Genomic DNA, 25,183 nt, shown 5'->3' with positions numbered 1-25,183 from the left:
GGCGGCTACCGGCGTATCGGTACCGGCTCCGCCGCGCACGCGCCCCGCCCGCCCGAGCCGGTCACGCGTCCCCGTACGCCTCTCCCCCGAGCTCGAACTCCGCGGTGCCGGCGGTGACATCGGCCAGCCACGCGCGGAACGCTTCCACGTCGGCGTCCGGCAGACCGATCTCGATCGTGACCGCCTCCCCGTAATGGACGTCACGCACCTCACGTCCCGTCGACCGCAGATCGTTCTGCACCTTGCCGGCGCGCTGGTGGTCGACGGTGACGGTGGCGAGCCGGAAGCGGCGCCGGGTGAGGGTGCCCAGCGCGTCGAGCGCCTCGCCGACGGCTCCTCCGTAGGCGCGGATGAGGCCGCCCGCGCCGAGCTTCACGCCTCCGTAGTAGCGGGTCACGACGGCGACGACGTACCGCATCTCGCGGCGCGTGAGCATCTGGAGCATGGGGACGCCGGCCGTGCCGCCCGGTTCGCCGTCGTCGCTCGCCTTCTGCACGGAGGCGTCGGCGCCGATGACGTACGCGTAGCAGTTGTGGGACGCCGTGGGGTGCTCCTTGCGGATGCGCGCCACGAAGTCCTGGGCCTCGCGCTCGGTGGCCGCGGGCGCGAGCGCGCACAGGAACCGGGAGCGGTTGATCTCGGTCTCGTGCACGCCCTCACGGGCCACGGTGCGGTACTCGTCCTGCATCCGGCCAGCGTATGCCGCGTGCCGGGGTTCGCTCGCCCCCGCCCGTCGCCCCGGCCACGCGGTGGTGAATACTCGCTCGTCGTCGCAGCGCTCGCGGGACGTCCGTTCCCGTGGCTTCCTGCGCGGATGCACCCCCCGGGTCCGTACCGGCACGACAGAAAGCAGTTTCGCCCATGACCGGCACGCAGACCGAGATCGAGGCCGTCCGGCCGCCGTCCCCACGCTGGCGGTCCTGGCTCCTCGAAGGGCTGAGCGAGACGACGGCCCGGCATCCGGGACCTCACGGCACTCCGCCGGCCGAGCACAAGGGCCACACGTGGTGGCGGGTGATGTGCCTGACGGGCGTGGACTACTTCTCGACCCTCGGCTATCAGCCGGGCATCGCCGCACTCGCCGCGGGGCTCCTGTCCCCGCTGGCCACCCTCGTCCTGATCGCGCTCACGCTCGGCGGCGCGCTGCCGGTGTACCGCCGCGTCGCCAGGGAGTCCCCGCACGGCGAGGGTTCCATCGCGATGCTGGAGCGGCTCCTTCCGTGGTGGGCGGGGAAGCTGTTCGTCCTCGTGCTGCTCGGGTTCGCCGCCACCGACTTCATGATCACGATCACGCTGTCGGCGGCCGACGCCGCGGCGCACGTCGTCGAGAACCCCTTCGCGCCCGCGTCGCTCGACGGCGCGAACATCTGGATCACACTGTTCCTGGTGGCCGGCCTCGGCGCGGTGTTCCTCAAGGGTTTCCGTGAGGCGATACGGGTGGCGGTCGTGCTCGTCGCCCTTTACCTCATGCTGAACGTGGTCGTCCTCATGACCGCCGCCTGGCACGTCCTGACCGAGCCGGTGAAGATCGGCAACTGGTGGGACGCCATGACCGCCGCGCACTCCTCACCCGTCGCCATGATCGGGGTGGCGCTTCTCGTCTTCCCGAAGCTGGCGCTCGGCATGTCCGGCTTCGAGACGGGCGTCGCCGTGATGCCCCAGGTGCGCGGCGACGCCACGGACACGTACGCGCGTCCCGAGGGACGGGTGCGTGACACCCGCAAGCTGCTCACCACGGCCGCGCTGATCATGAGCGGTTTCCTGCTGCTCTCCAGCCTCGCGACGACGATCCTCATCCCCCAGTCCGCGTTCGAGAGCGGCGGCCCGGCCAACGGCCGCGCCCTCGCGTTCCTCGCGCACCAGTACCTGGGCGAGGGATTCGGCACCGTGTACGACGTCTCGACCATCGCCATCCTGTGGTTCGCCGGAGCCTCTGCGCTCGCGGGGCTCCTCAACCTCGTGCCGCGCTACCTGCCGCGCTACGGCATGGCCCCGGAGTGGACGCGCGCGGTCCGCCCGCTGGTGCTCCTGTTCATGGCGATCGCCGTCTTCATCACGCTCTGGTTCAACGCGAACGTCGACGACCAGAGCGGCGCGTACGCGACCGGTGTCCTGGTCCTGATGCTGTCGGCGTCGTTCGCCTCGACGGTCGCGGTGCGCTCGCGCGGGCGCAAGGCCGCGACCGTCGGCTTCGGGGCGATCACCGCCGTGTTCGGGTACACGCTCGTCACGAACGTCATCGAGCGGCCCGACGGAATCAAGATCGCCCTCCTCTTCATCGTCGGGATCCTCCTCACCTCGTTCGCGTCGCGCGTGCACCGCGCCTTCGAACTGCGGGCGGGCGAGGTGACGTTCGACGCAACGGCCGCGCGGATCGTCGACGAGGCCGCGGCCCACGGCCCGCTGCGCATCATCGCGAACGAGCCCGACGAGCACTCCAAGGCCGAGTACCGCGCCAAGGAGTACAGCCAGCGCGAGCAGACCCACATCCCGGACGGGCGGCCCGTCCTCTTCCTGGAGGTCTTCGTCCACGACTCGTCGGACTTCACCGCGCCGGTCGAGGTCCACGGCGACGAGAAGCACGGCGTACGCCGGCTGCGTGTCCAGGGCGCGGGCGTGCCGAACACCATCGCGGCCGTCCTCATGAGCCTGCGGGCCCGCACGGGCGAGGTGCCGCACGCGTACTTCAACTGGACCGAGGGCCATCCCGTCAGCCACCTGTTGCGCTTCCTGGTGTTCGGCGACGGCGAGGTCGCACCGGTCACCCGCGAGGTGCTGCGCCGCGCCGAGCCCGACCCCGCCCGGCGGCCCCGCGTCCACGTGGGCTGACCTGCGCCCGCATCCCGCGGAATAGGATGTGGCGCTCATGCGTGGGTGACGGCCGGGGCGGAGGGCGACGGGACATGACGCGGGACGGACACGACGGCCGGCGGCCGCGGCGCCGGGGGCAGGGCGAGCTGGAGGCCCAGGTCCTCTCGGCGCTGTGCGAGGCGCCGGGCCCGGTGACGGCGGCCTGGGTCCAGGAGCGGGTCGGCGGCGACCTCGCCTACACGACCGTGGTGACGATCCTGACGCGGCTCCTCGCCAAGAGCGCGGTGACCCGCGCCCGCCAGGGCCGCTCCTTCCTGTGGACGCCGGCCGCCGACGGGGCGGGGCTCGCAGCGCTGCGCATGCGCAAGGTGCTCGACGGCGAGTCGAACCGCGAGGCGGTCCTCGCCCGCTTCGTCACCGCGCTGCCTCCGGGCGACGAACAACTGCTGCGGGACCTCCTCGAACAGGCGGAACGGCCGGACGAAGCCCCCGGCACCGGCGAGGGCTGAGCCGGCGATGGGGGTCTTCGTCTTCCTGCCGCTGGTGCTGCCGCTGACGGCGTGGCCCATGGCGCGCCTGGCCGAGCAGCATCTCCACCCGCGCACCGCGACCCGTCTCCTGACGGCCGTCGCGGGGGTGATGGCCGTGTGCAGCACGCTGTGCCTGGCGCTGCTCATGGTCGTCGGCACGGCCCAACTGCCCGGAAACCCCCTCCCCGACGGCTGGTCGGACCCCGAGGTGCGGGCGGCCGTGCCGTTCGACGGGATGGCGGGCAGGGCCGCGATCCCCGCCCTCGCCGTCGTGCTCGTGGCCTGTACGCGGGTCGTCGTCCGGCACCACTCGGTGCGGCGCCGGGCCCGGCGGGCGCTCGCCGGGCTGCGCGACCGGGGCGTCGCGGTCGTGCCGGACACGGTGCCGTACGCGTATGCACTGCCCGGTGGGGACCGTGACCGGGTGGTGGTCACGACCGGGCTCCTGGCCGTGCTCACCGGGCCGGAGCGCAGGGCGCTGTTCGCGCACGAGCGGGCCCACCTGGCGGCCCGGCACCACCGTCATCTGCTGGTGGCGCAGTTGGCGGCGCGGGCCAATCCCTTCCTGCTGCCGCTGCGCACGGCGGTGGTGTACTCGACGGAGCGGTGGGCCGACGAGGACGCGGCGCGCTGCGTGCACGACCGCCGTGTCGTGGCCCGTGCGATCGGCAAGGCCGCCCTCGTCTCGCGCGCCGCGCCGGCCCCCACACTGGCGGGCCTCGCGGCGCCGGGCCCGGTCCCGCGCCGGGTCGCGGCCCTTCTGCGCCCGGCCCCTGCGGCGCGCATCTGGCCACCGGCCGGCACGGGGATCGGCCTCGCGGCGTGGGCGGCAGCCGTGGGCACGGCGGTGTCGGCGATGTCGTCGGCGAACTCCGCGGTGACCATGATCCGCATCCTGCACGCGGCCACGTTCCTCTGACCTCGTCCCGGGGGAATCCCGCACGGCACCGCCCTGTTGATCACGGTGAACACCCGTCGACCCCCAGGAGGCAGCGCATGTACGGCGATCAGGAGACGGTCCGCAGGATCCTCACGGAGCTCGGTGACACCTGGGCGGTCGTGGGCCTCTCCTCGAACAGGGCGCGCGCCGCGTACGGCGTCGCCGAGGTCCTCCAGCGCTTCGGCAAGCGCATCGTCCCGGTCCACCCGAAGGCCGAGTCGGTCCACGGCGAGCAGGGCTACGCGTCCCTCGAAGAGATCCCGTTCAAGGTCGACGTGGTCGACGTCTTCGTCAACTCCCACCTCGCGGGCCAGGTCGCCGACGAGGCCCGGTCGATCGGCGCGGACGCGGTCTGGTTCCAGCTCGGCGTGATCGACGAGGCGGCGTACGGGCGCACGCGCGACGCGGGGCTTGCGATGGTCATGGACAAGTGCCCGGCGATCGAGATCCCCCGCCTGGGCTGAGTCGCCCCGTCCCGGTGACTCCCTTACACGAGGCGGCAGTTACCCGTCCCGCTGCGGCAGCGTCGACCCGGGCAGCTCGTACTCGTCACGGCGGCCGCACATGCCGTACCCGCCGCGCCGGGTGGGACCCGTGTCGTACGAGGCCGATCCTGTGAGGTAGGAGGGGTCGCCGGATGCGAGGGCCGCGAGCTGGGCGCCGGTGCGCTCGGCGGCGGCCAGCGCCCCGGCCCGCCACAGCTCGCGCCAGACGGGCACCTTGTCCCGGACGAGGCGCGCCGCGGCCCGCTGGAATTCCAGGTACGGCGCGTCGTCCCCGGCCGACAGCGCCTCGCGCAGCGGCAGATAGCCCTCGACGGCGAGGTCGCGCCGCTGCCGTGCGGCCGCCTCCGCCAGGGGTCCCGTCCGGGCCGGGAGTGTCGCGGCGGCGGCGTAGCGCTCGGGATCGGCGAGCACGTCGGGCGGGAAGGTGAAGACGGCGTCACCGGCCTCGGGCAGACCGCTGTTCTGCATGAGGACGGTGATGCGCAGGTCGCCTCGCTGCACCATGCGGTGCACGGTGCCCGGCGTGAACCACGCCACCGAGCCCGCTTCCAGGGAGACTTCGCGGTAGCCGCCGGGGCTGAGTGTCTGCACGGCGCCGCGTCCGCCGGTGACGACGTAGGCCTCCGTGCACACCAGGTGCAGATGCGGGGTGCCGCCGCACACTCCGTCGGCGGCCTCCCACTCGTAGGCGTTCAGGTGGGAGAGGCCGACGGCTCCGGGCAGCGGATGGGAGAGGTCGGTCGACGGGAGGTCGGTCTCGGAGGGCATGCGGGGCTCCTCAGCCAGGCCGGGCGGAGCGGGGCAGGGGCGAGCGGGACAAGGCGCGGAAAGCGCTTGCTCCGAGAGGGAGCCTAAGCGTCCCCGTCCTCACTTGCACCCGATCGGCTCGATCGCCCCCGGCCACCGCTCCACGACGCCCCCGGTCCGCACAAAGGCGTCGGACCTGTCGGCCGAGAGCCACAGCCGGCGCCGCCCGTCGCGGTATCCGGTGTCCGTGGCCCCGTCCGGCAGCCGGGTCCTCTCCGCGTACGAGGAGTGCAGGAGTTTGCGGGGCAGCGCGTGTTCGGGGTCCCGGAGGTACTGGCGGTCACCGAGGTGGAGGAACTCCGCCGACTGCCAGTCGCAGTGCTCGGGCCCGGACGCGCTGAAGATCTCGGACGCCGGCACCGGACGCCCCTGGCGGTCCTCCCACACCCGGACGTCGAGGTGGGCGCGGTCCCGGCGGGCGAACTCGGACGGATCGCACTGGGCGTACGTCTCCAGACCCCAACCCGGCCTGTGCGGCAGGTCCTTGGCGACGATCACGGCCACACGGGTGCGGCCGCCGACGTCGTACGAGTACAGGACGCGGCGGCCCGCCTCGCGTTCGACGCGATAGCCGCGCCGCGGAAGGGACCGGGAGAACTCGTCGGCCACGAGCGCGTTCAGGGCCTCGTCCGGCGAGTCCGCGCCGTCCGACGCGCCCCAGCCGTCGTCCCCGCCGCCACCCTGGTACGGCTTGCCCGCGCATTCGAGGGCGAGGACGGAGGCACCCCCGCCCTGGACGTTGTCCTCGTCCCCGTCGATGTCGGGCGCCTTTGTCTTGAGAGGACCGCGGTAGGGGACAGCCGGCGAGGAGCCGGTCACCACCAGGCCCTCGGGGACTTCCGCGCCGCAGGCCACCACGGACACCAGCGCCCCCGACACCATCGCCAGCACGGCCGCCGTCCGGATTCTCATACCTCGCCCCACCCGTTTCTCCGCCCCGCCCCACGCCACTGCGCGGAGCCGCTCCTCAGACGCGGCGGCCTCCGGGTTCGTTCGGCCCCGGGCGGGGTCAGTTCACGCCGAGCCCTTCGAGCACCACCGCTCCGGGCAGGTCGAGGAAGGCCTTGCCGGGCACGATGAGCTTGCCGCGGCGCGTTCCGCTGCCGATCAGGACGTGCGGCCGGTCGACGACGGCCGCGTCCACGAGGAGCGGCCAGTCGGCGGGGAGCCCGATCGGTGTGATGCCGCCGTACTCCATGCCGGTGGCGCCGGTGGCCGTCTCCATCGGGGCGAACGACGCCTTGCGGGAGCCCAGTTGACGGCGTACGGCTCCATTGACGTCGACCCGGGTGCCGGAGAGGACCAGGCAGGCGGCGAGGGTCGTCTCGCCGCCGCGCTTGCCCGCGACGACGACGCAGTTCGCGGAGTCCTCGAGCAGCTCGGGGCCGTAGTGCTCGACGAACGTGGCCGTGTCCGCCCACTCGGGCTCGGTGTCGACATGGATCAGCTGCTCCGCCGGGACCGCGCCGCGCCAGTTCCGTACGGCGTCGGCCACCGGGTCCGTCAGCAGGTCGAGCGCCTCGGGAGCGGGGCGGACGTGTTCGAAGTTTCCGATGGGTGCGCGCATGTCGGCACGCTAACAGCCGTCCACCGCGACCGAGTCGGGCGTCTCAGCGTACGGGCGGCACCGAGACAGCCATGGTCATCTCCATCGTCTCGGTGCCGTCGTTGCGGTAGGTGTGCGAGGCGTCGGCCTCGAACGAGACGCTGGAACCGGCGGGCACGCGGTACTCGGCGCCGTCCAGGACGAGGGTCAGCTCGCCCGCCGTCACATGGAGCAGCTCCACCGTGCCCGCGGGGTGCGGGTCGGAGCCGCTGCCGTCGCCGGGTTCCAGGTGCCAGTCCCACATCTCCAGAGGGCCGGGGGCCTCGGTCCCGGCGAGCAGCCGGTTGTAGCTGCCGGCGTCCGTGCTCCACAGGCGTACGGCCTGCTCGGGCGGGACGATGCGGACCTTCGGACCCTGTTCGTAGTCGAGCAGGGTGGTGATGCTGATGCCGAGCGCGTCACCGATCTTGACCACGGTGCCGATGCTGGGGTTGGTGCGGGCCTGCTCGATCTGGATGAGCATGCCGCGGCTGACTCCGGCGCGCGTCGCGAGACCGTCCAGGGTGAAGCCGCGCTCGGTGCGCCAGCGCTTGACGTTGCGGCCGAGGGACTGGGTCAGCAGGTCGAGGTCCGACACATTCCGTCCAATATTCTGGATGACAGCGTTCAATTCACTGAACTAACGTGTGGTGCAACAAAGCATTCACCGATGTTCACCACACTGTACTGCGAGGCAGACCATGACAGCACTCTTCGCCCTGGCCACCAGCCTCATGTGGGGCCTGGCCGACTTCGGCGGAGGGCTCCTCACCCGGCGAACTCCCGCTCTCACGGTCGTGGTGGTCTCGCAGAGCATCGCCGTCGTGGTGCTCGGCGCGATCGTGGCCGCGACCGGCGCGTGGAGCGAGGCGGGACCACAGCTGTGGTTCGCGGTCGCGGCCGGTCTCGTCGGCCCAGTCGCCATGCTCGCCTTCTACAAGGCGCTCGCCCTCGGCCCGATGGGCGTCGTCTCGCCCCTCGGCTCGCTCGGCGTCACCGTTCCCGTCGCCGTCGGCCTGGTCCTCGGGGAGCGTCCGGGGCTGCTCCAGTTCGCGGGGATCGGAGTGGCCGTCGCAGGGGTGATCCTGGCCGGCGGTCCGCAGTTCAGGGGCGCGCCCGTGCAGCGTCAGGCCGTCCTGCTCACGCTGCTCGCCGCGTTCGGCTTCGGCGCGGTGATGGCCCTGATCGCGGAGGCCTCGACCACCGTGACCGGGCTCTTCCTGGCGCTCTTCGTGCAGCGGGTGACCAATGTGACGGCGGGTGGCACGGCCCTGTACGTGTCCGTGCGGCGCGGCGGCCGGGCGCTTCCCGAGGACGGCGGGATGCAGGTCGTCCGGTCGGCGCTTCCCGCGCTGGCGTTCGTGGGCCTCGCCGACGTGGCGGCCAACGGCACGTACGCGATGGCGGCGCAGCAGGGCCCGGTCACCGTGGCCGCCGTGCTCGCCTCGCTCTACCCCGTCGTGACGGCGCTGGCCGCGCGCGGCTTCCTCGGCGAGCGGTTGCGCGGGGTGCAGGCCGCGGGGGCGGGCCTCGCACTGGTGGGCACGGTGCTGCTGGCGACGGGTTAGGGCCCGGCCGGACAGGCCCTAGGCGCTCGCGCCCGGCTGGACGCCTTCTCCGAGTTCTTCCAGGTCGGCGAGCGCGAGGAGTTGCTCGGGGGTGACGCCTTCGGGGATCGGGGCGGGGGCGGGGGTGCGCAGCGGCGGCTGCCACCCGTTCTCCTCGTCCCAGCTCCGTACGACCCGGGCGGGCGCACCGGCCACGACCGAGTGGTCCGGCACCTCGCCGCGCACGACGGCACCGGCGGCCACCACGACGTTCCGGCCGATCCGCGCGCCCGGCAGGATCACCGCGCCGGTGCCGATCCAGCAGCCGGGCCCGATCTCCACCGGCTCCATGCGCGGCCACTGCTTGCCGATGGGCTGGTGCGGGTCGTCGTACGAGTGGTTGGTCGAGGTCACGTAGACGTACGGGCCGAAGTAGCAGTCGCTGCCGATCGTCACCGTCGTGTCGGCGATGACATGACTGCCGCGGCCGAGGACGACGCCGTCACCCACGCGCAGGATGGGCTCGGACCCGAGGTCGAGGTCGGGCATCAGGCCCGCGGTGAGAGTGACCTGTTCGCCGATGATGCAGTGCGCGCCGAGATGGATCCAGGGCTCGCCGAAGACCGTGCCCTGCGGGAAGGCCAGCTTGGTGCCGTGGCCGAGGGACCCGAAGCGGTAGCGGCCGGGATGCGCGGCGGTCACCGCGCCCGCGCGCTGCGCGAGGCGCCAGCCCGCCTGCACCGCGCGATGGGCCAGGCGTCCGGTGAAGGCGCGGGATGAGAACGCGTTCCAGTTCTTCGGCACAGCCACACGTTACTCAGACGTACGCCACCGCGCAGAGCCCTGGCCTGTGATCTTCGCCCCACGCGGCACCCGCTCGGGGCCGTCCCGTACGGTTCGCTCTGGCGCGGCACAGTCTGTGCGGAAGACCGAAGAGGAGACAGAGCGATGGGCCAGCAGGCACTCATCACCGGGATCGGCGGCAAGGACCCGGACCTCGACCAGGAGGCGTTCGCCGCGCCGACCTCGGTCGTGATCGGCGAGGTCACCCTGCACGCCGGGGCGAGTGTCTGGTACGGCGCGGTGCTGCGCGCGGACTGCGGCCCGATCGTGCTCGGCGCCGACAGCAACATCCAGGACAACTGCACCGTGCACGTCGACCCCGGCTTCCCGGTGACGGTCGGCGAGCGGGTCTCCGTGGGACACAACGCGGTCCTGCACGGCTGCACCGTCGAGGACGACTGCCTCGTGGGCATGGGCGCCACGGTTCTCAACGGCGCGGTGATCGGAGCCGGTTCCCTGGTCGCCGCCCAGGCGCTCGTCCCGCAGGGGATGCAGGTCCCGCCGGGCTCACTCGTCGCCGGGGTCCCCGCCAAGGTGAAGCGGCCGCTGACCGACGAGGAGCGTGCGGGCATCACCCTGAACGGCACGCTCTACGTGGAACTGGCGAAGGCACACCGCGCGGCGCACGCGGACGACTGACAGCTGACAGCAATCGTCAGGCGTCAGGTGTCACTCGGCGGCCGGGACCGGCTGTTCCTCGGCCGCCGCCGCCGTCTTCTTCGCCTTGCGCCTGACGATCAGCATGGACGCCAGGCCGATCAGCACGGCCGCGGCGAGCCCGAAGTACGAGAACCGCTTGAGCCAGTCCTCGGCGACCACGCCGATGTAGTAGATGACGGCGGTCGTGCCGCCGGCCCAGATGACCCCGCCGAGGAAGTTCGCGATGAGGAACTTCCAGTACGGCATGTGCAGCACGCCCGCGAGCGGGCCCGCGAAGATGCGCAGCAGGGCGACGAAGCGGCCGAAGAAGACCGCCCACATGCCCCACTTCTCGAAGGAGCGCTCGGCGGTCGCGACATGGGCCTCGCCGAAGTGGCGTGGGAACTTGTTGCCGAGCCAGGCCAGCAGGGGGCGTCCGCCCTTGCGGCCGATGGCGTATCCGATGGAGTCGCCGACGACGGCTCCCGCGCTGGCGCAGGCCCCGAGGATGATCGGGTCGACGTCACCCTGCTGGGACGACAGCAGCGCCGCCGAGACCAGGACGATCTCCCCCGGCAGCGGGATGCCCAGGCTTTCGAGCCCGATGACCCCGGCCACCAGGGCGTAGATGGCGACCGCCGGTACCGTGTCGAGCCATTCCTGGACGTGCAACGCCGATTCCTCCCGTGTCGGTGGGCGTGTGCCCGGCGCACGCTCCCCCGGGTGCGCATGCCGGGCAGCCTACCTGTTCGAGGGAAACGGAGATGTCCGGCTCAGCTGTTGGGGCGCAGCGTCCAGACGACGCTCATTTCCCCGGTCACCGCACCGTCGGCGCGCTGGATCTCGACGGTCACCGGGAACTCGGGCCGCTCCCCCGCGTCGAGCTCGGCGACCACGTCGGCGGCCGGGCGGCCGAGCGTGGCCGTCGCCGTGACAGGGCCCATGGCGAGCTTCTTGTACGCGATGTCGGCACGCACGGCGAGCGGCACCGCCCGCGAGAGCTGGTCCCCGAAGGCCGCGAGGACGATCGCACCGCTGGCGGACTCGCCGAGCGTGAACATCGCTCCGGCGTGCGGTCCGCCGACGTGGTTGTGGTACTCGCTCTGGTCCGGCAGGGCCACGACGGCCTTCTCCGGGGTGGTCTCGAGGAATTCGAGGTTCAGGGTCCGGGCCATCGGCACGGTGGCGGCGAGCATCTCGCCGATCGACATCTGTTCTGCGCTCATGCCGCGTGATGTTACCCGCGAGTAGCAGCCTTGGCCATCCTCGGTCCGGCGGTGCCTCTATCGTTGCTCGCCATGTGGCCAGGAGAGCAGGGTCCCGGGGGCGAGCAGAACCCGCAGGGCCGCCAACCGAATCCGTACCAGCAGCCGAACGCGTATCCGCAGCCGTCCGGACAGCAGGTCTGGAACGCGCCCACGATTCCCGCCGGTTCACCCCAGCCGTCACCCGAACCCCCGAAGCGCGGACGGACGGCTCTCATCGCCGTGGTGGCCGCAGCCGCGGTCGTCGTCGCGTCCGTGGTCACCGGGGTCCTCGTCCTCGGCGGCGACAAGGACAAGAAGGACGACGACGCCGGACCCGGTCCCACGAAGTCCTCCACCGCCGCGCCGAGCGCGACCGGCAACCCGCGCGCGGGCGGCGCTGTCGAGCCCACCGTGCACGGCTGGAAGACCGTGGTGAACACCGACCACGGCATGGCGTTCGACGTTCCCTCCACCTGGCTGGTGAAGTCGAACGGCTGGGTCAACTGGGTCTCCAAAGAAGGCGACCCGCGCGAGAAGCCGCTCATCGCCATGAGCAACCCTGCGTTCCTCGAAGAGAAGTGGTGCGTCTCCGACGACGACAAGGACGGCAACGAGGAGGAGTCCTCGCTCGGCGCGGCCGGGTCGCGGGGCAACAACGGCGCCAAGAGCACCGAGGACGCCGCCACCAAGGACGCCACGATGTGGGTCTACGGCGCGTACTCGCAGCCCGACAAGAAGAGCATCACCACGAAGCCGGCCCAGTCGTACACCACCGCGTCCGGCCTCAACGGCAGCCTCGTGACCGCCTCTTCGACGGGCGTCAAGCAGAAGAAGCACGGGAAGTGCTCCTCCGACGGCAAGGCCGCCGTGTTCGCCTTCAAGGACGCCGACGGCGACTTCGCGTCCTGGTCGTTCTTCGGGCCCACGGGCGTCAAGGGCGAGGTGCCCGACGCGACGGTCAGGAAGATCGTCAGCACCGTGCGGCTCGTGGACGTCAGCGACTCCTGAGACGAGGGGCCAACCCGCGGCCGCCGGCGAACCGTTGCACGTCCGGTACAGGGCGACGATGTCGGCGGCTGCCGGGACCTCTATTGTTGTGCGCCATGTGGCCAGGACAGCAGCCGCCCGGGGGCGAGCAGAACCCGCAGGACCAGAACCCGTACCAGCAGCCGGGGTACCAGCAGCAGCCCAACCCCTATCAGCAGCCGGGTTACCAGCAGCAGCCCAATCCGTACCAGCAGCAGCCCGGGCAGCAGCCTCCCGGGCAGTGGGGCGCTCCCACCGTCCCGCTCGGCGCTCCCCAGCCGCCGAGCGGCAACGGCGGCGGCAACAAGACGAAGATCACCGCGATCGTCGCGGCCGCGGCCGTCGTGGTCGCCGCCGGCGTGACCGGGTTCCTTGTTCTCGGGGGTGACAAGGAGGACAAGGCGGACCCCAAGCCGCCCGAGTCCCCCACGAAGTCCGCCTCCAAGGACCCCAGCCCCGACGCGAGCGACGACGTCAACCCGCGCGACCCGTCGAACGCGCCGAAGGCCACCATCGCGGGCTGGCAGGTCGTCGTGAACCCCAAGTACGGGACCGCGTTCGACGTACCGGCCGACTGGGTTGTCAAGTCGGACGGCCTGATCACCGGCTTCGAGGACGCGAAGGACGAGAGCGGCAAGCCCCTCATCACGATGTCCGCACCCGCGTTCCTCAAGGAGAAGTGGTGCACGTCCGACGACGACAAGGACGGCACCGTCGACGACAGCGCCCTCGCTGGGGCGGGCACCAAGGGGCAGAACGGCGCCAAGAACACCGCGGACGTCGCGCGCAACGACTCGGCATGGTGGGTGTTCGGCGGCTACACCGACCAGAAGAGCTCGTCGAAGAAGCTCCTGAAGATCGGTAAGCCGAAGGACTTCACGACCGCTTCCGGCGTCAAGGGCAGCGTGGCGACCACTACATCGTCCGGTGTACCGAAGACCGGCAAGTGCGACACGGACGGCAAGGCCACCGTGTTCGCGTTCAAGAACTCCCAGGGCGACTTCGTCTCCTGGACGTTCTACGGCGCCAAGGGCGTGAAGGACGAGGTCCCCGACGCCACGGTGCAGAAGATCCTCAGCACCGTACGCCTCCAGGGCGACCCCAGCGTGGAGTGAGCCGCACACAGCACAGCGTCCGGACCGCCCCGGTGAAGGGCGGGCCGGACGCTGCCGGCGGCGTGCTGCGATCAGCGCAGGTAGTTCCGGTAGACCCACCTGCCGGAGATCGCGTCCTCGGTCACCTTGCAACTGCCGATACACACCCACGGGTTGCCGGAGCTGTTGGTGCAGGCCCAGTAGGCGTGCACCGAGTTGTTCTTGTAGATGTAGTCGATCACGGCCGCGTTCCCCGAGATCGAGGAGTGGACGGGCACCTTCTCCTCGGCGACCGTGTAGTCGTGGCTGGCCGGCGCACACGTGGTCGCCGCCGCCGAAGCGGGTGCCGCCGCCACGACGGGGAGTGCGGCGGCGCCGGCGAGCGCGGCCGCGGCCAGGAGAGACGAGAAGTACTTCCGCATTTCATCCCTTTCCTCGAGAACCAGCCGGTTCCCGGGGGTAGATTAATCGTGAACATGACACGAAGATTCATGATCAATCTATCCGAGTGACTCGCCGGTAACCATTACCTTCGGCCAACCCGAAAGAATCCCGTTTGGCAAGTAGGACCCACGGCGGCGATAGTCCATCAGTGAACTCTGCCGCCGCCTCCCCGCTCAGACCCCGCCGACCCGCCTGGGCGGGCCGCAATTACAGCCTGCTGGCTCTGGCGGCGTTCGTGACGACCCTCGGCAGCAACGGCGCGCTGATCGCGTCCGCGTTCGCGGTGCTCGAGACGGGGGGCGACGGCGGGGACGTCGGCCTCGTCGCCGCGTCACGCACCCTGACGCTCGTGCTGTTCCTGCTCGTCGGCGGAGCCGTCGCCGACCGGCTGCCGCGCCACCACGTGATGGTCGCGGCCAACGGGCTCAACTTCCTCTCCCAGGGCGCCTTCGCGCTGCTAGTCCTGACCGGCAGGCCCGAGCTGTGGCAGATGATGCTGCTCAGCGCGCTGGGCGGCACCGGGCAGGCCTTCTTCAACCCCGCCGCCGAAGGCATGCTGATGTCGTCGGTGGACCGGGAGCAGGCGAGCCGCGCCTTCGCCCTCTTCCGGATGGCGATGTCGGGCGCGGCCGTGGGCGGCGCGGCGCTCGGCGGCGCGATGGTCGCGGCCGTCGGGCCCGGCTGGGTGCTCGCCGTGGACGCGGTCGCGTTCGCCGTCGCGGGCGCCCTGCGCTCGTTCCTCGACGTCAGCCATATCGCGCCGCGCGAGCCCGGCGGAGGCCTCCTCGCCGATATGCGGGACGGCTGGCAGGAGTTCATCAGCCGGCCGTGGCTGTGGGGCATCGTCGCGCAGTTCTCCGTCGTGGTCGCGGTGGTCGGCGCCGCCGACGCGGTCTTCGGCCCGCTGGTCGCGCGCGACTCCCTCGGCGGACCCGGGCCCTGGGGACTCGCGCTCGGCGCGTTCGGCGTCGGGACCGTCGCCGGGGCGTTTCTGATGATGCGGTGGAAGCCGCGGCGGCTGCTGCTCGCCGGAACCCTGTGCGTGTTCCCGCTGGCGCTGCCCTCGGCGGCGCTCGCGGTACCGGTGCCTCTTGCCGTGCTGGTCTGCGTGATGTTCGTGAGCGGCGTGACGATCGAAGTGTTCAGCGTCTCGTGGATGACGGCGCTGCACCAGGAGATCCCGGAGGACAAGCTGTCCCGGGTCTCCGCGTACGACTGGTTCGGCTCCGTCGCGATGGTGCCGGTCGCCACCGCGCTCGCGGGCCCCGCGGAGGCCGCCTTCGGCCTGACCCCCGCGCTGTGGGGCTGCGCGGCACTCGTCGTCGTCGCGACGGGCGCGGTCCTGTTCGTGCCGGAGGTACGCCGGCTGACGCGCCGCCCCGACACCTCCGGGCAGCCTGCGCCCGAGCTCGTCTCAGCCGATGCCGAAGGAGCCGCCGGGCGGCTCGGGTGACGGCACCGCCTCCTCGTCCCGTACGGGCTTCGCGCCGCCGGTGAAGCGGCGCAGCTGGGCGCCGTGCTCGACGCGGGCCGGGAACGCGTCGGCCGCGGCGCGGCGGGCGAGGGCCGTGATGTCGAGTTCCTCGTGGGAGGCCACGAGGACCGTGTTCCCGAAGCGCCTGCCGCGCAGCACGGCGGGCTCCGCGATCAGTGCGAGATGCTCGAACACCGTTGAGAACGTGGCGAGTTGGGAGCGGAGGAAGGCGAAGGGCGTGCCGTCCGCGAGGTTCGCCGCGTAGACGCCCGTGGGACGCAGGACCCGCTCGGCGGCCTCGGCGTACGCCACGGTGGTCAGATGGGCCGGGACGCGGGAGCCGCCGAAGACGTCCGCCACGAGGACGTCGGCGCTGTCGGCGTCGGCCGACTCCAGCCAGGTGCGGGCGTCTGCGCCGTGCACGGTGATCCCGGCGCCGTCGGGGACGGGCAGGTGCTCCGCGACCAGGGCGAGCAGCCCCCGGTCCGCCTCGACCACGTCCTGACGCGAGCCGGGCCGCGTCGCCGCCGCGTAGCGCGGCAGGGTCAGCGCGCCACCGCCGAGATGCAGCACGTCGAGCGGCTCTCCGGGCTCGCCCGCACAGTCGAGGACATGCCCGAGCCGGCGCGCGTACTCGAATTCGAGGTGTTCCGGCGCGTCCAGATCGACGTACGACTGCGGCGCCCCGTCGACCGTGAGCAGCCAGGCCCTGCGCCGGTCCACGTCGGGCATCAGCTTGGCGGTGCCGTGATCGACGGTCCTGGTCACGGGTATCGGCTCGTCCACGCGTCCATTGTGCCGGGCGGTGGGGGTGGCGGGAGGACGGGCGGGGTTCATGGGATGGACGGGGCCGCGGGGCAGCCGGCTCACCGGACGGCGTTCGGCGGTCGCCGGGGTGCCTGGTGCCGGGTGGCATTCGCCGCGATGCGCGGGCAGCGAGGAACCGGGGGCCGCACGGCACTCACCGGATGCACGGCCGGCCAGGGTCCTATGCCGCACAGCACACACCCGATGTACGGCATGCGAGGGGCCGGACGCCGCGCCGCACTCACCAGGGCGTCGCTCAGCCCCACGTCTCCGCCACGGCCGCCGCGTGCGCCGGAGCCTGTTCCCGGCCCGCGCGGGCCGAGGGGGCGCGGTGTGCCGGGTCGAGGCTGTTGTGGCCCATCGCCTTTCTGGTGGTGCGGTTCGGGGTGATGAGGGTGACCCTCGCCCCGCCTGCGGTCAGGCGCTCCGCCTGGGCGCGGGCCGATTCGAGAGTGCCGCCGCCCGCGGCGATCGGGGCGATGACCACGATGCGGTCGTGGCCTTCGGCGAGGTGCGCGTTGGCCGGGGACCGGACGCCGCCGTCGATCCAACGCCCGTCCGCGAACGTGACCGGCGGCCAGACGCCCGGCACGGCGCAGCTGGCCGCGACGGCGTCGACCAGGCCGACGCCGCTGCCCCGGTCGAGAACACGGAACTCGCCGGTCGTCGCCCGCACCGCCGTCACCAGGAACGGCCGTTCGGGCCAGCTGTGGGAGACGAGCCGCCCCGCGATGACCGCGCGGCGCGTCGCCTCGTCCGGGGTGTCGGCGGCCAGCGCGATGTGCCCCACCTTGCGGCCGAAGTCCTCCGGCGTACGGGAGGAGAGCGCGGCGCGGGCGTGGCGGAGGGTGGCGGCGGCGCCCAGGTGCCCGGCGATCTCCCCTACGGGCGCGGCGAGTTGGCGCTCGTACAGCTCGGCGGGCGTCAGTCTGCCGGAGGTGAGCTGGGCGCCGACGACGGAGCCCGCGGAGGTGCCGATCACGGTGTCGGCGTCCCACAGGTCGGCGCCGGCCTCGGCGAGGCCGTGGAGGATTCCGGAGATCCAGCCGATGCCGGAGAGGCCGCCGCCCCCGAGTACGAGTGCCCTGCCTGCCACTTGAGACCTCCCTGCCGGCTCCGGCGTCCAGTGTGGCCGACGTGCGACCGCCCGCCTCCCGCGGGGTGCGGGAGGCGGGCGGTGCGGTTCAGCCGACGGAGCTGACGGTGCCCGCGCCGACGGTGCGCCCGCCCTCGCGGATCGCGAAGCCGAGGCCCGCCTCCAGGGGCATGTCGCGGCCGAGCTCGACCGTCATCGTGACGGTGTCCCCGGGCCGGGCGACGGCGCTCTCGCCGAGGTCGACGTCTCCGACGACGTCCGCGGTCCGCAGGTAGAACTGCGGGCGGTAGCCGGTGGCGACCGGTGTCGTCCGGCCCCCCTCGGCCGCCGAGAGGACGTACACCTGGGCCGTGAAGCGGCGGCTCGGGCTGACGCTGGCCGGTGCCGCGACGACGTCGCCGCGGCGGACCGCGTCGCGGGGCACCCCGCGCAGCAGCAGCGCCACGTTGTCCCCGGCCTGCGCCTCCTCCATGGGCTTGCCGAAGGTCTCCAGGCCGGTCACCACGGTCGCCGCCGCGTCGGTGTCCGCGCCGAAGATCTCGACGCGGTCGCCGACACGCACCCTGCCGCGCTCGACGGCCCCGGTGACGACCGTGCCGCGTCCGGTGATGGTGAGCACGTTCTCCACCGGCAACAGGAACGGCGCGTCCACGTACCGCTCGGGCATGGGCACATACGTGTCCACTGCGTCGAGCAGCGCGTCGATCGCCCCGGTCCAACGGGCGTCGCCCTCGAGGGCCTTGAGTCCGGAGACCCGCACCACGGGGACGGAGTCGCCGCCGTACCCGTGCGCGGAGAGCAGCTCGCGGACCTCGAGCTCGACGAGGTCGGTGAGCTCCTCGTCCCCCGCGTCCGCCTTGTTGAGCGCGACGACGATGTGGTCGACGCCGACCTGGCGGGCGAGCAGGACGTGCTCGGCGGTCTGCGGCATGATCCCGTCCAGCGCGGAGACCACGAGGATCGCCCCGTCGAGCTGCGCGGCCCCGGTGACCATGTTCTTGACGTAGTCGGCGTGACCGGGCATGTCGACGTGCGCGTAGTGGCGGGTGTCGGTCTCGTACTCGACGTGCGCGATGTTGATGGTGATGCCGCGGGCGGCCTCCTCCGGGGCGCGGTCGATGCGGTCGAAGGGCACGAACGTGCCGGCGCCGCGCTCGGCGAGGACCTTGGTGATGGCGGCGGTGAGGGTCGTCTTGCCGTGGTCGACGTGGCCCATGGTGCCGATGTTGAGGTGCGGCTTGGTGCGCACGTATGCCGTCTTGGGCATGACTGGGTGGTTCCTCCCGGAACGTGTTCCTCAGCGGAACAGGGTGTGATGGCCTCCTTGACGAGGCGGGGACCCCGGATTCCTACCGACCCTCCCCCTGCGGGGTCCGCCGGAATGTCCGGAGAGGGTCAGCTTCGGGCGCCGTCTGCTGCGGCGGCCAGGAAGACGGCAGCCTTCGCAGCGTCCGCGACTGCGGACGTGGCTGCGGGGAAGGCGTACCGGAACATGACGCCGATCATTGCCGAGGAAGCGACGCAGGTCGAATGGTTTTCCGGCGGCCGGGGCGGCTCGGCGGGTGGCCCGGTCTCCCTTGGGACGTAAGGGAGTTCAGGGCCCGATGTTCTTCAGGGCCTCGCGCACCGACAAGGGCGCGAGCCGGTCCCGGTGGGCGGCGACGAAGGAACGTACGGCGTCCGGGTCGGTCTTCGCGTACTCACGCAGGCACCAGCCGATGGCCTTGCGGATGAAGAAGTCGGGGTGCGGCGCCTGGCGCAGGCAATAGCCGAAGAGGCGCTCCGTGTCGGTCGTCTCCTTGCGCCGGAGCTGGTGCAGGAGCGCGGTGCGGGCGATCCACAGGTCGTCGTCCTCGATCCACGCGTCCATGTCCTTCGCCAGGCGCGGGTCGGCAACGACCAGCGCGCCGACGACGTGCGCGGCGAGCAGGTCGACGGTGTCCCACCACGGGACCGTCGACACGAGGTGCCGGGCGACAGGCAGGAAGCCGGACGAGCAACGGCCCACGTTCCGCCGCAGGTAGTCGACCGCGAAGTACGCGTACTCGCGCTCGGGCAGCTCCCAGCAGCGCAGGGCGAGCGTGGTGCAGTCGGTCTCGTCGGGGCGCGGGGCGCCGGCCAGGACCGTGCGCGAGAGTGCTCGGCGTACGGGGGTGGTGAGACCGAGGAAGGGTGCCACGTCCTTCATGTACGCGCGCATCTGCCCGGCCCGCTCGGGATCGGCCGCCTTGGGGTACACGGCGGTGAGCCGCTCCAGCAGGGTGTCGGCCAGCGCGCTGCGCGGGACTGTGACGGTCATGCGACACAACCCTACGGCGAATTTACATATGGGTCGGTTAGTCTCCCCGGATGCCCGACACCGTCGCGACCCGTCCCGAGGGACTCGCCGCCGCCCGGCCGGCGGGCCTTGCCCTGCGCTGCACGAGAGTTCTGCTGTCGCCGTGGTCGCGGCTGTCGCTCCTGGTGGCGCTGCTCGCGGCGGGCGGGGCCATGGTGTTGCTCCTTCAGCCGCAGCGACTGCTCGCGGACGGCTGGCCACCCCAGATGAGCGGCGCCGCGGCGGTCGTCCTGTTCGGCGTCGCGTACGGCCTGTGCACGGTGGCCTTCGTTCCGCGGCCGCTGCTGAACCTCGCGGCGGGCGCTCTGTTCGGTTCGCAGCTGGGCACCGTGGCGGCGCTCGGCGGGACGGTGCTCGGCGCCGGGGTGGCGTTCGGGCTCGGCCGGGTGCTCGGCCAGGAGGCGCTGCGGCCCCTCGTACGCGGCCGCTGGCTGAAGGCGGCCGACGGGCAGCTCAGCCGGCACGGCTTCCGGTCGATGCTGGCGGCCCGGACGTTTCCGGGTGTGCCGTTCTGGGCGGCCAACTACTGCGCCGCGATCTCGCGCATGCGCTGGGCGCCGTTCCTTCTCGCCACGGCGATCGGCTCGGTCCCCAATACGGCGGCGTACGTCGTCGCCGGGGCAAGGGCCTCGACTCCGACGTCGCCCGCGTTCCTGATCGCGATGGGGTTCATCGCGCTGACCGGCCTCGCGGGTGCGGTGCTCGCGTGGTGCAAGCGCCACCGCCTCCGCGGCTGATTCACCCGTCGGAGCGCCTCTGAGGACTCCGAGCACTTCGAGTACCGGTCGCGAGACTCAGAGCGCTTCGAGGACGGTCGCGTTGGCGAGCCCGCCGGCCTCGCACATCGTCTGGAGTGCGTAGCGTGCGCCGCGGGCGCGCATCGCGTGCACCAGGGTGGTCATCAGGCGGGTGCCGCTGGCGCCGAGCGGGTGGCCGAGCGCGATGGCGCCGCCGTGCACGTTCAGCTTCGCCGGGTCGGCGCCGGTCTCCTGGAGCCAGGCGAGGACAACGGCCGCGAACGCCTCGTTGACCTCGAACAGGTCGATGTCGCCCAGCGCGAGACCCGCCCTGCGCAGCACCTTCTCGGTGGCGGGGATGACGCCCGTGAGCATCAGCAGCGGGTCCGAGCCGGTGACGGCGAAGCTGTGGAGGCGGGCGAGGGGGCGCAGGCCGAGCCGGGCCGCGTTCTCGCTCGTGGTGATGAGGACGGCGGAGGCGCCGTCGTTGATGGGGCTCGCGTTGCCCGCGGTCACCGACCAGTCGATCTGCGGGAAGCGCTCGGCGAAGTGCGGATCGTAGTAGGCGGGTTTGAGCCCGGCGAGGATCTCGGCGGTGGTGCCGGGGCGCACGGACTCGTCTCGGGTGGCGCCTTCGAGGGGCGCGACCTCGGCGTCGAAGAGCCCGTCCGCCCAGGCCCGGGCGGCCTTGCGGTGCGACTCGACGGCGTAGGCGTCCATCAGGTCGCGGGACAGCGACCACTTGGCGGCGATCAGCTCGGCGCTGACGCCCTGCGGGACCAGCCCCTCCGGATAGCGCTCGGCGACGCCTGGACCGAACGGGTCGGCGCCCTCGGGCACGTTCGACCACATCGGCACGCGGCTCATGGACTCCACGCCTCCGGCGATCACCATGTCGTAGGCGCCGGAGATCACGCCCTGCGCGGCGAAGTGCACGGCCTGCTGGGACGAGCCGCACTGGCGGTCGACGGTCGTGGCGGGCACGGACTCCGGGAAGCCCGCCGACAGGACGGCGTACCGGGTGGTGTTCATGGCCTGCTCGGCGACCTGGTCGACCGTGCCGCCGATGACGTCGTCGATCTGGGCGGGGTCCACCCCGGCGCGGCGGACGAGGGTGCGCAGGGTGTGGGCGAGGAGTTCGACGGGGTGGACATGAGCGAGCGTTCCGTTCGGCTTGCCCTTCCCGACGGGGGTGCGTACGGCTTCGACGATGACTGCGTCACGCATGGTGCGGGCCTCCTTGGCCGGCGGGTCGGTGCCCGGCTCCGGCTACCGGTGAGTAGGAAAACTGAACTCACCATAGCCCTGTCGGTTGGAAAAGCAAACCCTCGCATACACTGATGCGCATGCCAGCCGCCAAGGACCCGCGCCCCTGCTCGATCGCCGACACGCTGGCCGTGGTCGGCGAGAAGTACTCGCTCCTGGTCCTGCGCGAGGTGTGCCTCGGCAACGGACGCTTCGACCAGCTGGTGCGCAACATCGGGGCGCCGCGCGACATCCTGGCGACGCGTCTGCGCCGCCTCGTCGACGCCGGCATCCTCAAGAAGGTCGCCTACCAGGAGCGCCCGCAGCGCTTCGAGTACCGGCCCACCACGGCGGGGCTCGAACTGGAGCCTGTCCTCATGACCCTCATGGCGTGGGGCGACCGTCATCTGCGCGACGACGGCGACCGTCCGATGGTGATCGAGCACACCTGCGGCAACGAACTGGTCCCCGTCGTGACCTGCTCCGCGTGCGGCGACGCCGTCCACCACGAGGACCTCAGCGCCCATCCGCAGGCCCCGGGCTGGACCACGGCGGGCCCGGCGGCGGCGTAGCGCCGTCCGGGTGAAGAGGCCCTGTCATCGTCTCTTCACACAAGGGCGCTACGCTGCCCCACGGCGGGCACCCTTCCACTTCCGTACCTCTTGACCCGTACGGCCTCGCCCGCCCATCCGTCCTTCCTCCGTGTCCGCCTCTGACCTGCGCGTCTGCGGTCAGCTCACGTCAGCACTTGGATCGCGTAACTTCATGTCTTGGTTCGAATCATTCATCCTCGGGCTCGTCCAGGGGCTGACCGAGTTCCTGCCCATCTCGTCGAGCGCGCATCTGCGGCTGACCGCGGCCTTCGCGGGCTGGCACGACCCGGGGGCCGCTTTCACGGCGATCACCCAGCTCGGCACGGAGACGGCGGTGGTCATCTACTTCCGCAAGGACATCGCGCGGATCATCTCCGCATGGTTCCGCTCCCTCACGAACAAGGCGCTGCGCAGCGACCACGACGCGCAGATGGGCTGGCTCGTGATCGTGGGCTCGATTCCGATCGGCGTGCTCGGTGTCGCGTTCAAGGACCAGATCGAGGGCCCGTTCCGCGATCTGCGCCTGACCGCGACGACCCTCATCGTGATGGGCATCGTCCTCGGCGTCGCCGACCGTCTCGCGGCGCGCGACGAGGTCGGCGGCAAGCACCGCGCGGTGCGGGAGCGCAAGGGACTCAAGGACCTGAGCGTCAAGGACGGGCTGATCTACGGCGTCTGCCAGGCCATGGCCCTGATCCCCGGAGTCTCGCGCTCCGGCGCGACCATCAGCGGCGGCCTGCTCATGGGGTACACCCGTGAGGCCGCGGCGCGTTACTCGTTCCTCCTCGCGATCCCCGCGGTCCTCGCCTCAGGAGTCTTCGAACTGAAGGACGCCGGGCAGGACGGCTCCGTCTCCTGGGGCCCGACCGCCTTCGCGACGGTCATCGCTTTCGGCGTCGGATACGCAGTGATCGCATGGTTCATGAAGTTCATCTCGACGAAGAGCTTCATGCCGTTCGTGTACTACCGGATCCTGCTCGGCATCGTGCTGATCGCGCTGGTGACGGCGGGCGTCCTGAGCCCGCACGCCGGGGAGTCGGCGGGCTGACCCCGCCCGGCCCGAGCCGGACGGGACCACCCTCGCCCGCTACATCTCCCACGGCCAGCGCGCGCCCCCGCCCCGCTCGATGAGCGGGATCAGGCGGAACGCCTGGTCGGTGAGGCCGCCGAAGGCGTGCCGGTTCGCGCCGCCCGAAGGGGTCGCCCCCACCTTGTATCCGGCCATGTTCCACATGTAGACGGGCACGTCCCTCGGCACGAGCGCGTCGATCTCGGTCTCGGCCATGCCCCCGTGGTCGTGGGCGTTCGACGGGAACCAGCCGGGCCGGGTCTGCTCGTCGGTGACGACGACCACGCGGTCGTGCCCGGTGAAGTGCTTCTTCACCGCGGTCGGGATGTCGGTGCCGGAGATCTGCCCGAACCTCTCGACGAGCGGCAGAACACTCCCGCCCTTCCGGACGTTCAGGCGCCGGCTGTCCATCCCGAACTCGACGAGCGTCGGCATCTCCGCGCGCATGGCGAGCGCGGCGCCGAACACCGCCGCCTGCTCGGCCGGCGGGACGTCCGAGCGGTGCGGCGTCGAGAACCCGTAGCCGGGGAACATCGACGGCGACCGGTCCACGAGGATCAGCGATCGGCCGGGCAGCGCGGGCACACCGGCCAGCGAGTGCGCGAGCGCCCGCTCCAGAGCGTGCCCCCAGCGCAGCGACGGGGCGTGCTTGTACGCGGCCCAGAAGCGGAACGGGAACATACGCGAGCGGCGCACCTCGTCCGCGTCGGCGAACCGCGCCGCCACCCGCTGCGCGACCTCGTCCGAGACACCGGCCTCGTCGAAGTTGCGCAGGTTCCGCGCGAGCGCCATCAGGCCCATGGACGGGATGATCGCCTCCCACGCCTCCGCGTCCATCGGCCGCTGGAGCCAGCCCGCGAGCGACTCCCACGTCATGGCCGCCTCGGCGAGCCGGCCGGTGTCCGTGGTGAGCACCGCGTGGCGCTCCTCCACCGGTACACGCATCAGCCGCTCGCGGGCGCGCAGGGTGCGCAGCCGCTCCGGGATCTCCCCGGCGTTGCCGTGCCGGCGGTCGAGGGCGTGCCGGAACAGGTCGCCCTGCCACGGCTTCCCGGTGGCGGGCGCCGGGTGCGCGAGGTTGAGGACGTCACCGAACCGGTAGCCCTTGGAGTCGGTGTCGTACTTGAGGAGCGAGCGCTCGTCGTAGAGCCGCTGGACGGCGTCGGCGATGCCGCGCTTCACCGGCTTCGGCAGGCGCCGGCCGTGCCGCGAGGTCCAGTAGCCGAGCAGCTCGCCCGGCTCGTCGGCGCGCTGGAGGACGCTGTCGACGGCCTGACGGGAGTGGCCGGGCGCGCCCGCGTCGATGCGGGCCTTGACGAACTCGGCGGCGCCGACGAGCGCGGCGGTCCGCATGTTCCCCTCGCCGCGCAGCCAGCCGAGCAGGCCCGCGGTCCACACGGGGTCCTCGACGGCGAGCTGCCGTACGAGGGCGCTGTAGCGGTCGTCGCGGTCGTCCGCCGACTCGTAGAAGGCGTCCGTGGCGACGAGGTTCGAGACGGCGAGCAGGAACAGTTCGCTGCGCGCGTCGCGCAGGTATCCGGTCGCGCCCTCGTGCGTGCGCGCCCGCTCGCCCGTCACGGTGGCGATCGGCGACCGGCCCACCGGGCGGGTGCCGCGGGTGTTGAAGCGTGCCATGAGGCGGCCCCTCTCCGTGGAGGGGAGGCACCGCGTGCGGGCATGCCGAACCGGGGCGCGGCGCTGCCGGGTGCCTCCCGAGATCAAGTCGGCCCGCGGCGTGCGTTCACCATGAGAAGGAGCCGCGGACCTGCGCACCGGGAGGTGCGTGAAGTGTGCTGCCCAGAGAT

Annotated in this window: 27 protein-coding genes; 12 read left to right on the top strand and 15 right to left on the bottom strand. The window is 72.1% G+C overall.

From position 1 onward, the window contains the following. Positions 1 to 61: 61 nt before the first annotated feature. Positions 62 to 688, bottom strand: a complete 627-nt coding sequence (locus OHO83_RS36630; protein WP_330280342.1) for a YigZ family protein — start codon at positions 686 to 688, stop codon at positions 62 to 64. Between the two features lie 173 nt (positions 689 to 861). Here OHO83_RS36630 and OHO83_RS36625 point away from each other — a divergent pair, with 173 nt between their 5' ends. From OHO83_RS36625 to OHO83_RS36610, 4 genes are all read left to right on the top strand, one after another. After that, positions 862 to 2,829 (top strand): amino acid transporter, encoded by a 1,968-nt coding sequence (locus OHO83_RS36625; protein ID WP_266668085.1) that lies wholly within the window; start codon positions 862 to 864, stop codon positions 2,827 to 2,829. A gap of 74 nt (positions 2,830 to 2,903) precedes the next feature. Next, complete coding sequence (locus tag OHO83_RS36620) at positions 2,904 to 3,320, top strand: BlaI/MecI/CopY family transcriptional regulator (protein WP_329436201.1); 417 nt, start codon at positions 2,904 to 2,906, stop codon at positions 3,318 to 3,320. Positions 3,321 to 3,327: 7 nt separating this feature from the next. Further along, positions 3,328 to 4,260: a M56 family metallopeptidase gene (locus OHO83_RS36615; protein ID WP_330280341.1), complete on the top strand. Its 933-nt coding sequence runs from the start codon at positions 3,328 to 3,330 to the stop codon at positions 4,258 to 4,260. 77 nt (positions 4,261 to 4,337) lie between these two features. Further along, positions 4,338 to 4,745, top strand: a complete 408-nt coding sequence (locus OHO83_RS36610) for a CoA-binding protein (protein WP_266668091.1) — start codon at positions 4,338 to 4,340, stop codon at positions 4,743 to 4,745. 39 nt (positions 4,746 to 4,784) lie between these two features. Here OHO83_RS36610 and OHO83_RS36605 read toward each other — a convergent pair whose 3' ends face one another. From OHO83_RS36605 to OHO83_RS36590, 4 genes are all read right to left on the bottom strand, one after another. Next, the gene (locus OHO83_RS36605) at positions 4,785 to 5,555 is read right to left on the bottom strand and encodes a cupin (protein ID WP_266668093.1); all 771 of its coding nucleotides are present in this window, start codon (positions 5,553 to 5,555) and stop codon (positions 4,785 to 4,787) included. A gap of 99 nt (positions 5,556 to 5,654) precedes the next feature. Next, complete coding sequence (locus tag OHO83_RS36600; RefSeq protein ID WP_330280340.1) at positions 5,655 to 6,506, bottom strand: hypothetical protein; 852 nt, start codon at positions 6,504 to 6,506, stop codon at positions 5,655 to 5,657. A gap of 97 nt (positions 6,507 to 6,603) precedes the next feature. After that, positions 6,604 to 7,161, bottom strand: a complete 558-nt coding sequence (locus tag OHO83_RS36595) for a YbaK/EbsC family protein (protein WP_266668097.1) — start codon at positions 7,159 to 7,161, stop codon at positions 6,604 to 6,606. A 43-nt stretch (positions 7,162 to 7,204) separates the two neighbouring features. Beyond that, entirely contained in the window at positions 7,205 to 7,777 is a 573-nt protein-coding gene (locus OHO83_RS36590; RefSeq protein ID WP_227293492.1) for a helix-turn-helix domain-containing protein, read from the bottom strand. A gap of 103 nt (positions 7,778 to 7,880) precedes the next feature. Between OHO83_RS36590 and OHO83_RS36585 the strand changes: the two genes are divergently transcribed. Then, positions 7,881 to 8,747: a DMT family transporter gene (locus OHO83_RS36585; RefSeq protein ID WP_330280339.1), complete on the top strand. Its 867-nt coding sequence runs from the start codon at positions 7,881 to 7,883 to the stop codon at positions 8,745 to 8,747. An 18-nt stretch (positions 8,748 to 8,765) separates the two neighbouring features. On the opposite strand, the gene OHO83_RS36580 is transcribed toward OHO83_RS36585, so the two are convergent. Continuing rightward, complete coding sequence (locus OHO83_RS36580; RefSeq protein ID WP_266668103.1) at positions 8,766 to 9,530, bottom strand: acyltransferase; 765 nt, start codon at positions 9,528 to 9,530, stop codon at positions 8,766 to 8,768. Positions 9,531 to 9,674: 144 nt separating this feature from the next. Between OHO83_RS36580 and OHO83_RS36575 the strand changes: the two genes are divergently transcribed. Beyond that, positions 9,675 to 10,208 carry a gamma carbonic anhydrase family protein gene (locus tag OHO83_RS36575; RefSeq protein WP_266566876.1) on the top strand — a complete coding sequence of 178 codons (534 nt, stop codon included), beginning with the start codon at positions 9,675 to 9,677 and terminating at the stop codon, positions 10,206 to 10,208. 30 nt (positions 10,209 to 10,238) lie between these two features. Here OHO83_RS36575 and OHO83_RS36570 read toward each other — a convergent pair whose 3' ends face one another. Both OHO83_RS36570 and OHO83_RS36565 read right to left on the bottom strand, forming a co-directional pair. Next, the gene (locus OHO83_RS36570; protein ID WP_266668105.1) at positions 10,239 to 10,880 is read right to left on the bottom strand and encodes a DedA family protein; all 642 of its coding nucleotides are present in this window, start codon (positions 10,878 to 10,880) and stop codon (positions 10,239 to 10,241) included. A 101-nt stretch (positions 10,881 to 10,981) separates the two neighbouring features. Continuing rightward, the gene (locus tag OHO83_RS36565; protein WP_266668107.1) at positions 10,982 to 11,434 is read right to left on the bottom strand and encodes a DUF4442 domain-containing protein; all 453 of its coding nucleotides are present in this window, start codon (positions 11,432 to 11,434) and stop codon (positions 10,982 to 10,984) included. Positions 11,435 to 11,506: 72 nt separating this feature from the next. On the opposite strand from OHO83_RS36565, the gene OHO83_RS36560 reads away from it, so the two are divergent. Continuing rightward, on the top strand, positions 11,507 to 12,463 hold the full coding sequence (locus tag OHO83_RS36560; protein WP_327576955.1) for a hypothetical protein: 957 nt from the start codon (positions 11,507 to 11,509) through the stop codon (positions 12,461 to 12,463). 95 nt (positions 12,464 to 12,558) lie between these two features. Beyond that, entirely contained in the window at positions 12,559 to 13,596 is a 1,038-nt protein-coding gene (locus tag OHO83_RS36555; protein WP_327576956.1) for a hypothetical protein, read from the top strand. 71 nt (positions 13,597 to 13,667) lie between these two features. Here OHO83_RS36555 and OHO83_RS36550 read toward each other — a convergent pair whose 3' ends face one another. Continuing rightward, positions 13,668 to 13,997, bottom strand: a complete 330-nt coding sequence (locus OHO83_RS36550) for a hypothetical protein (protein WP_266668113.1) — start codon at positions 13,995 to 13,997, stop codon at positions 13,668 to 13,670. A gap of 170 nt (positions 13,998 to 14,167) precedes the next feature. Between OHO83_RS36550 and OHO83_RS36545 the strand changes: the two genes are divergently transcribed. Beyond that, positions 14,168 to 15,472: an MFS transporter gene (locus tag OHO83_RS36545; protein ID WP_330280338.1), complete on the top strand. Its 1,305-nt coding sequence runs from the start codon at positions 14,168 to 14,170 to the stop codon at positions 15,470 to 15,472. On the opposite strand, the gene OHO83_RS36540 is transcribed toward OHO83_RS36545, so the two are convergent. The 4 genes from OHO83_RS36540 to OHO83_RS36525 all read right to left on the bottom strand — a co-directional run bounded on the left by OHO83_RS36540 (position 15,434) and on the right by OHO83_RS36525 (position 19,695). After that, positions 15,434 to 16,279 (bottom strand): spermidine synthase, encoded by an 846-nt coding sequence (locus OHO83_RS36540; protein ID WP_329436189.1) that lies wholly within the window; start codon positions 16,277 to 16,279, stop codon positions 15,434 to 15,436. The two genes, OHO83_RS36545 and OHO83_RS36540, sit on opposite strands and share 39 nt — an antisense overlap. A 277-nt stretch (positions 16,280 to 16,556) precedes the next feature. After that, a complete protein-coding gene (locus tag OHO83_RS36535; RefSeq protein WP_330280337.1) occupies positions 16,557 to 17,396 on the bottom strand; it encodes a patatin-like phospholipase family protein in 840 nt (279 codons plus the stop codon). A gap of 88 nt (positions 17,397 to 17,484) precedes the next feature. Next, a complete protein-coding gene (tuf, locus tag OHO83_RS36530; protein WP_266668121.1) occupies positions 17,485 to 18,663 on the bottom strand; it encodes an elongation factor Tu in 1,179 nt (392 codons plus the stop codon). A 327-nt stretch (positions 18,664 to 18,990) separates the two neighbouring features. Next, positions 18,991 to 19,695, bottom strand: coding sequence for a DNA alkylation repair protein (locus OHO83_RS36525; RefSeq protein WP_330280336.1), 705 nt, complete (start codon positions 19,693 to 19,695; stop codon positions 18,991 to 18,993). Positions 19,696 to 19,745: 50 nt separating this feature from the next. Here OHO83_RS36525 and OHO83_RS36520 point away from each other — a divergent pair, with 50 nt between their 5' ends. Continuing rightward, a complete protein-coding gene (locus tag OHO83_RS36520) occupies positions 19,746 to 20,471 on the top strand; it encodes a TVP38/TMEM64 family protein (protein WP_266668127.1) in 726 nt (241 codons plus the stop codon). A 57-nt stretch (positions 20,472 to 20,528) separates the two neighbouring features. Here the strand turns inward: OHO83_RS36520 and OHO83_RS36515 are convergent, their stop codons facing one another. Continuing rightward, on the bottom strand, positions 20,529 to 21,698 hold the full coding sequence (locus tag OHO83_RS36515) for a thiolase family protein (protein WP_266668129.1): 1,170 nt from the start codon (positions 21,696 to 21,698) through the stop codon (positions 20,529 to 20,531). Positions 21,699 to 21,817: 119 nt separating this feature from the next. Here OHO83_RS36515 and OHO83_RS36510 point away from each other — a divergent pair, with 119 nt between their 5' ends. Continuing rightward, the gene (locus tag OHO83_RS36510; RefSeq protein ID WP_266668131.1) at positions 21,818 to 22,288 is read left to right on the top strand and encodes a winged helix-turn-helix transcriptional regulator; all 471 of its coding nucleotides are present in this window, start codon (positions 21,818 to 21,820) and stop codon (positions 22,286 to 22,288) included. 193 nt (positions 22,289 to 22,481) lie between these two features. Next, positions 22,482 to 23,357 (top strand): undecaprenyl-diphosphate phosphatase, encoded by an 876-nt coding sequence (locus OHO83_RS36505; protein WP_266668133.1) that lies wholly within the window; start codon positions 22,482 to 22,484, stop codon positions 23,355 to 23,357. 39 nt (positions 23,358 to 23,396) lie between these two features. On the opposite strand, the gene OHO83_RS36500 is transcribed toward OHO83_RS36505, so the two are convergent. After that, positions 23,397 to 25,013 (bottom strand): TROVE domain-containing protein, encoded by a 1,617-nt coding sequence (locus OHO83_RS36500; RefSeq protein ID WP_330280335.1) that lies wholly within the window; start codon positions 25,011 to 25,013, stop codon positions 23,397 to 23,399. Positions 25,014 to 25,183 lie beyond the last annotated feature (170 nt).

It is taken from the genome of Streptomyces sp. NBC_00569 (assembly GCF_036345255.1).
Lineage (GTDB): Bacteria > Actinomycetota > Actinomycetes > Streptomycetales > Streptomycetaceae > Streptomyces.
The sequence above is the reverse complement of the archived record's forward strand: the minus strand, read 5'-3'. Positions and strand labels throughout refer to the sequence as shown.

Coding starts and splice junctions, on each gene's coding strand:
- OHO83_RS36630 (WP_330280342.1), bottom strand. CDS start 688: ATGCAGGACGAGTACCGCACCGTGGCCCGTGAGGGCGTGCACGAGACC.
- OHO83_RS36625 (WP_266668085.1), top strand. CDS start 862: ATGACCGGCACGCAGACCGAGATCGAGGCCGTCCGGCCGCCGTCCCCA.
- OHO83_RS36620 (WP_329436201.1), top strand. CDS start 2,904: ATGACGCGGGACGGACACGACGGCCGGCGGCCGCGGCGCCGGGGGCAG.
- OHO83_RS36615 (WP_330280341.1), top strand. CDS start 3,328: ATGGGGGTCTTCGTCTTCCTGCCGCTGGTGCTGCCGCTGACGGCGTGG.
- OHO83_RS36610 (WP_266668091.1), top strand. CDS start 4,338: ATGTACGGCGATCAGGAGACGGTCCGCAGGATCCTCACGGAGCTCGGT.
- OHO83_RS36605 (WP_266668093.1), bottom strand. CDS start 5,555: ATGCCCTCCGAGACCGACCTCCCGTCGACCGACCTCTCCCATCCGCTG.
- OHO83_RS36600 (WP_330280340.1), bottom strand. CDS start 6,506: ATGAGAATCCGGACGGCGGCCGTGCTGGCGATGGTGTCGGGGGCGCTG.
- OHO83_RS36595 (WP_266668097.1), bottom strand. CDS start 7,161: ATGCGCGCACCCATCGGAAACTTCGAACACGTCCGCCCCGCTCCCGAG.
- OHO83_RS36585 (WP_330280339.1), top strand. CDS start 7,881: ATGACAGCACTCTTCGCCCTGGCCACCAGCCTCATGTGGGGCCTGGCC.
- OHO83_RS36575 (WP_266566876.1), top strand. CDS start 9,675: ATGGGCCAGCAGGCACTCATCACCGGGATCGGCGGCAAGGACCCGGAC.
- OHO83_RS36565 (WP_266668107.1), bottom strand. CDS start 11,434: ATGAGCGCAGAACAGATGTCGATCGGCGAGATGCTCGCCGCCACCGTG.
- OHO83_RS36560 (WP_327576955.1), top strand. CDS start 11,507: ATGTGGCCAGGAGAGCAGGGTCCCGGGGGCGAGCAGAACCCGCAGGGC.
- OHO83_RS36555 (WP_327576956.1), top strand. CDS start 12,559: ATGTGGCCAGGACAGCAGCCGCCCGGGGGCGAGCAGAACCCGCAGGAC.
- OHO83_RS36550 (WP_266668113.1), bottom strand. CDS start 13,997: ATGCGGAAGTACTTCTCGTCTCTCCTGGCCGCGGCCGCGCTCGCCGGC.
- tuf (WP_266668121.1), bottom strand. CDS start 18,663: ATGCCCAAGACGGCATACGTGCGCACCAAGCCGCACCTCAACATCGGC.
- OHO83_RS36525 (WP_330280336.1), bottom strand. CDS start 19,695: ATGACCGTCACAGTCCCGCGCAGCGCGCTGGCCGACACCCTGCTGGAG.
- OHO83_RS36520 (WP_266668127.1), top strand. CDS start 19,746: ATGCCCGACACCGTCGCGACCCGTCCCGAGGGACTCGCCGCCGCCCGG.
- OHO83_RS36515 (WP_266668129.1), bottom strand. CDS start 21,698: ATGCGTGACGCAGTCATCGTCGAAGCCGTACGCACCCCCGTCGGGAAG.
- OHO83_RS36510 (WP_266668131.1), top strand. CDS start 21,818: ATGCCAGCCGCCAAGGACCCGCGCCCCTGCTCGATCGCCGACACGCTG.
- OHO83_RS36505 (WP_266668133.1), top strand. CDS start 22,482: ATGTCTTGGTTCGAATCATTCATCCTCGGGCTCGTCCAGGGGCTGACC.
- OHO83_RS36500 (WP_330280335.1), bottom strand. CDS start 25,013: ATGGCACGCTTCAACACCCGCGGCACCCGCCCGGTGGGCCGGTCGCCG.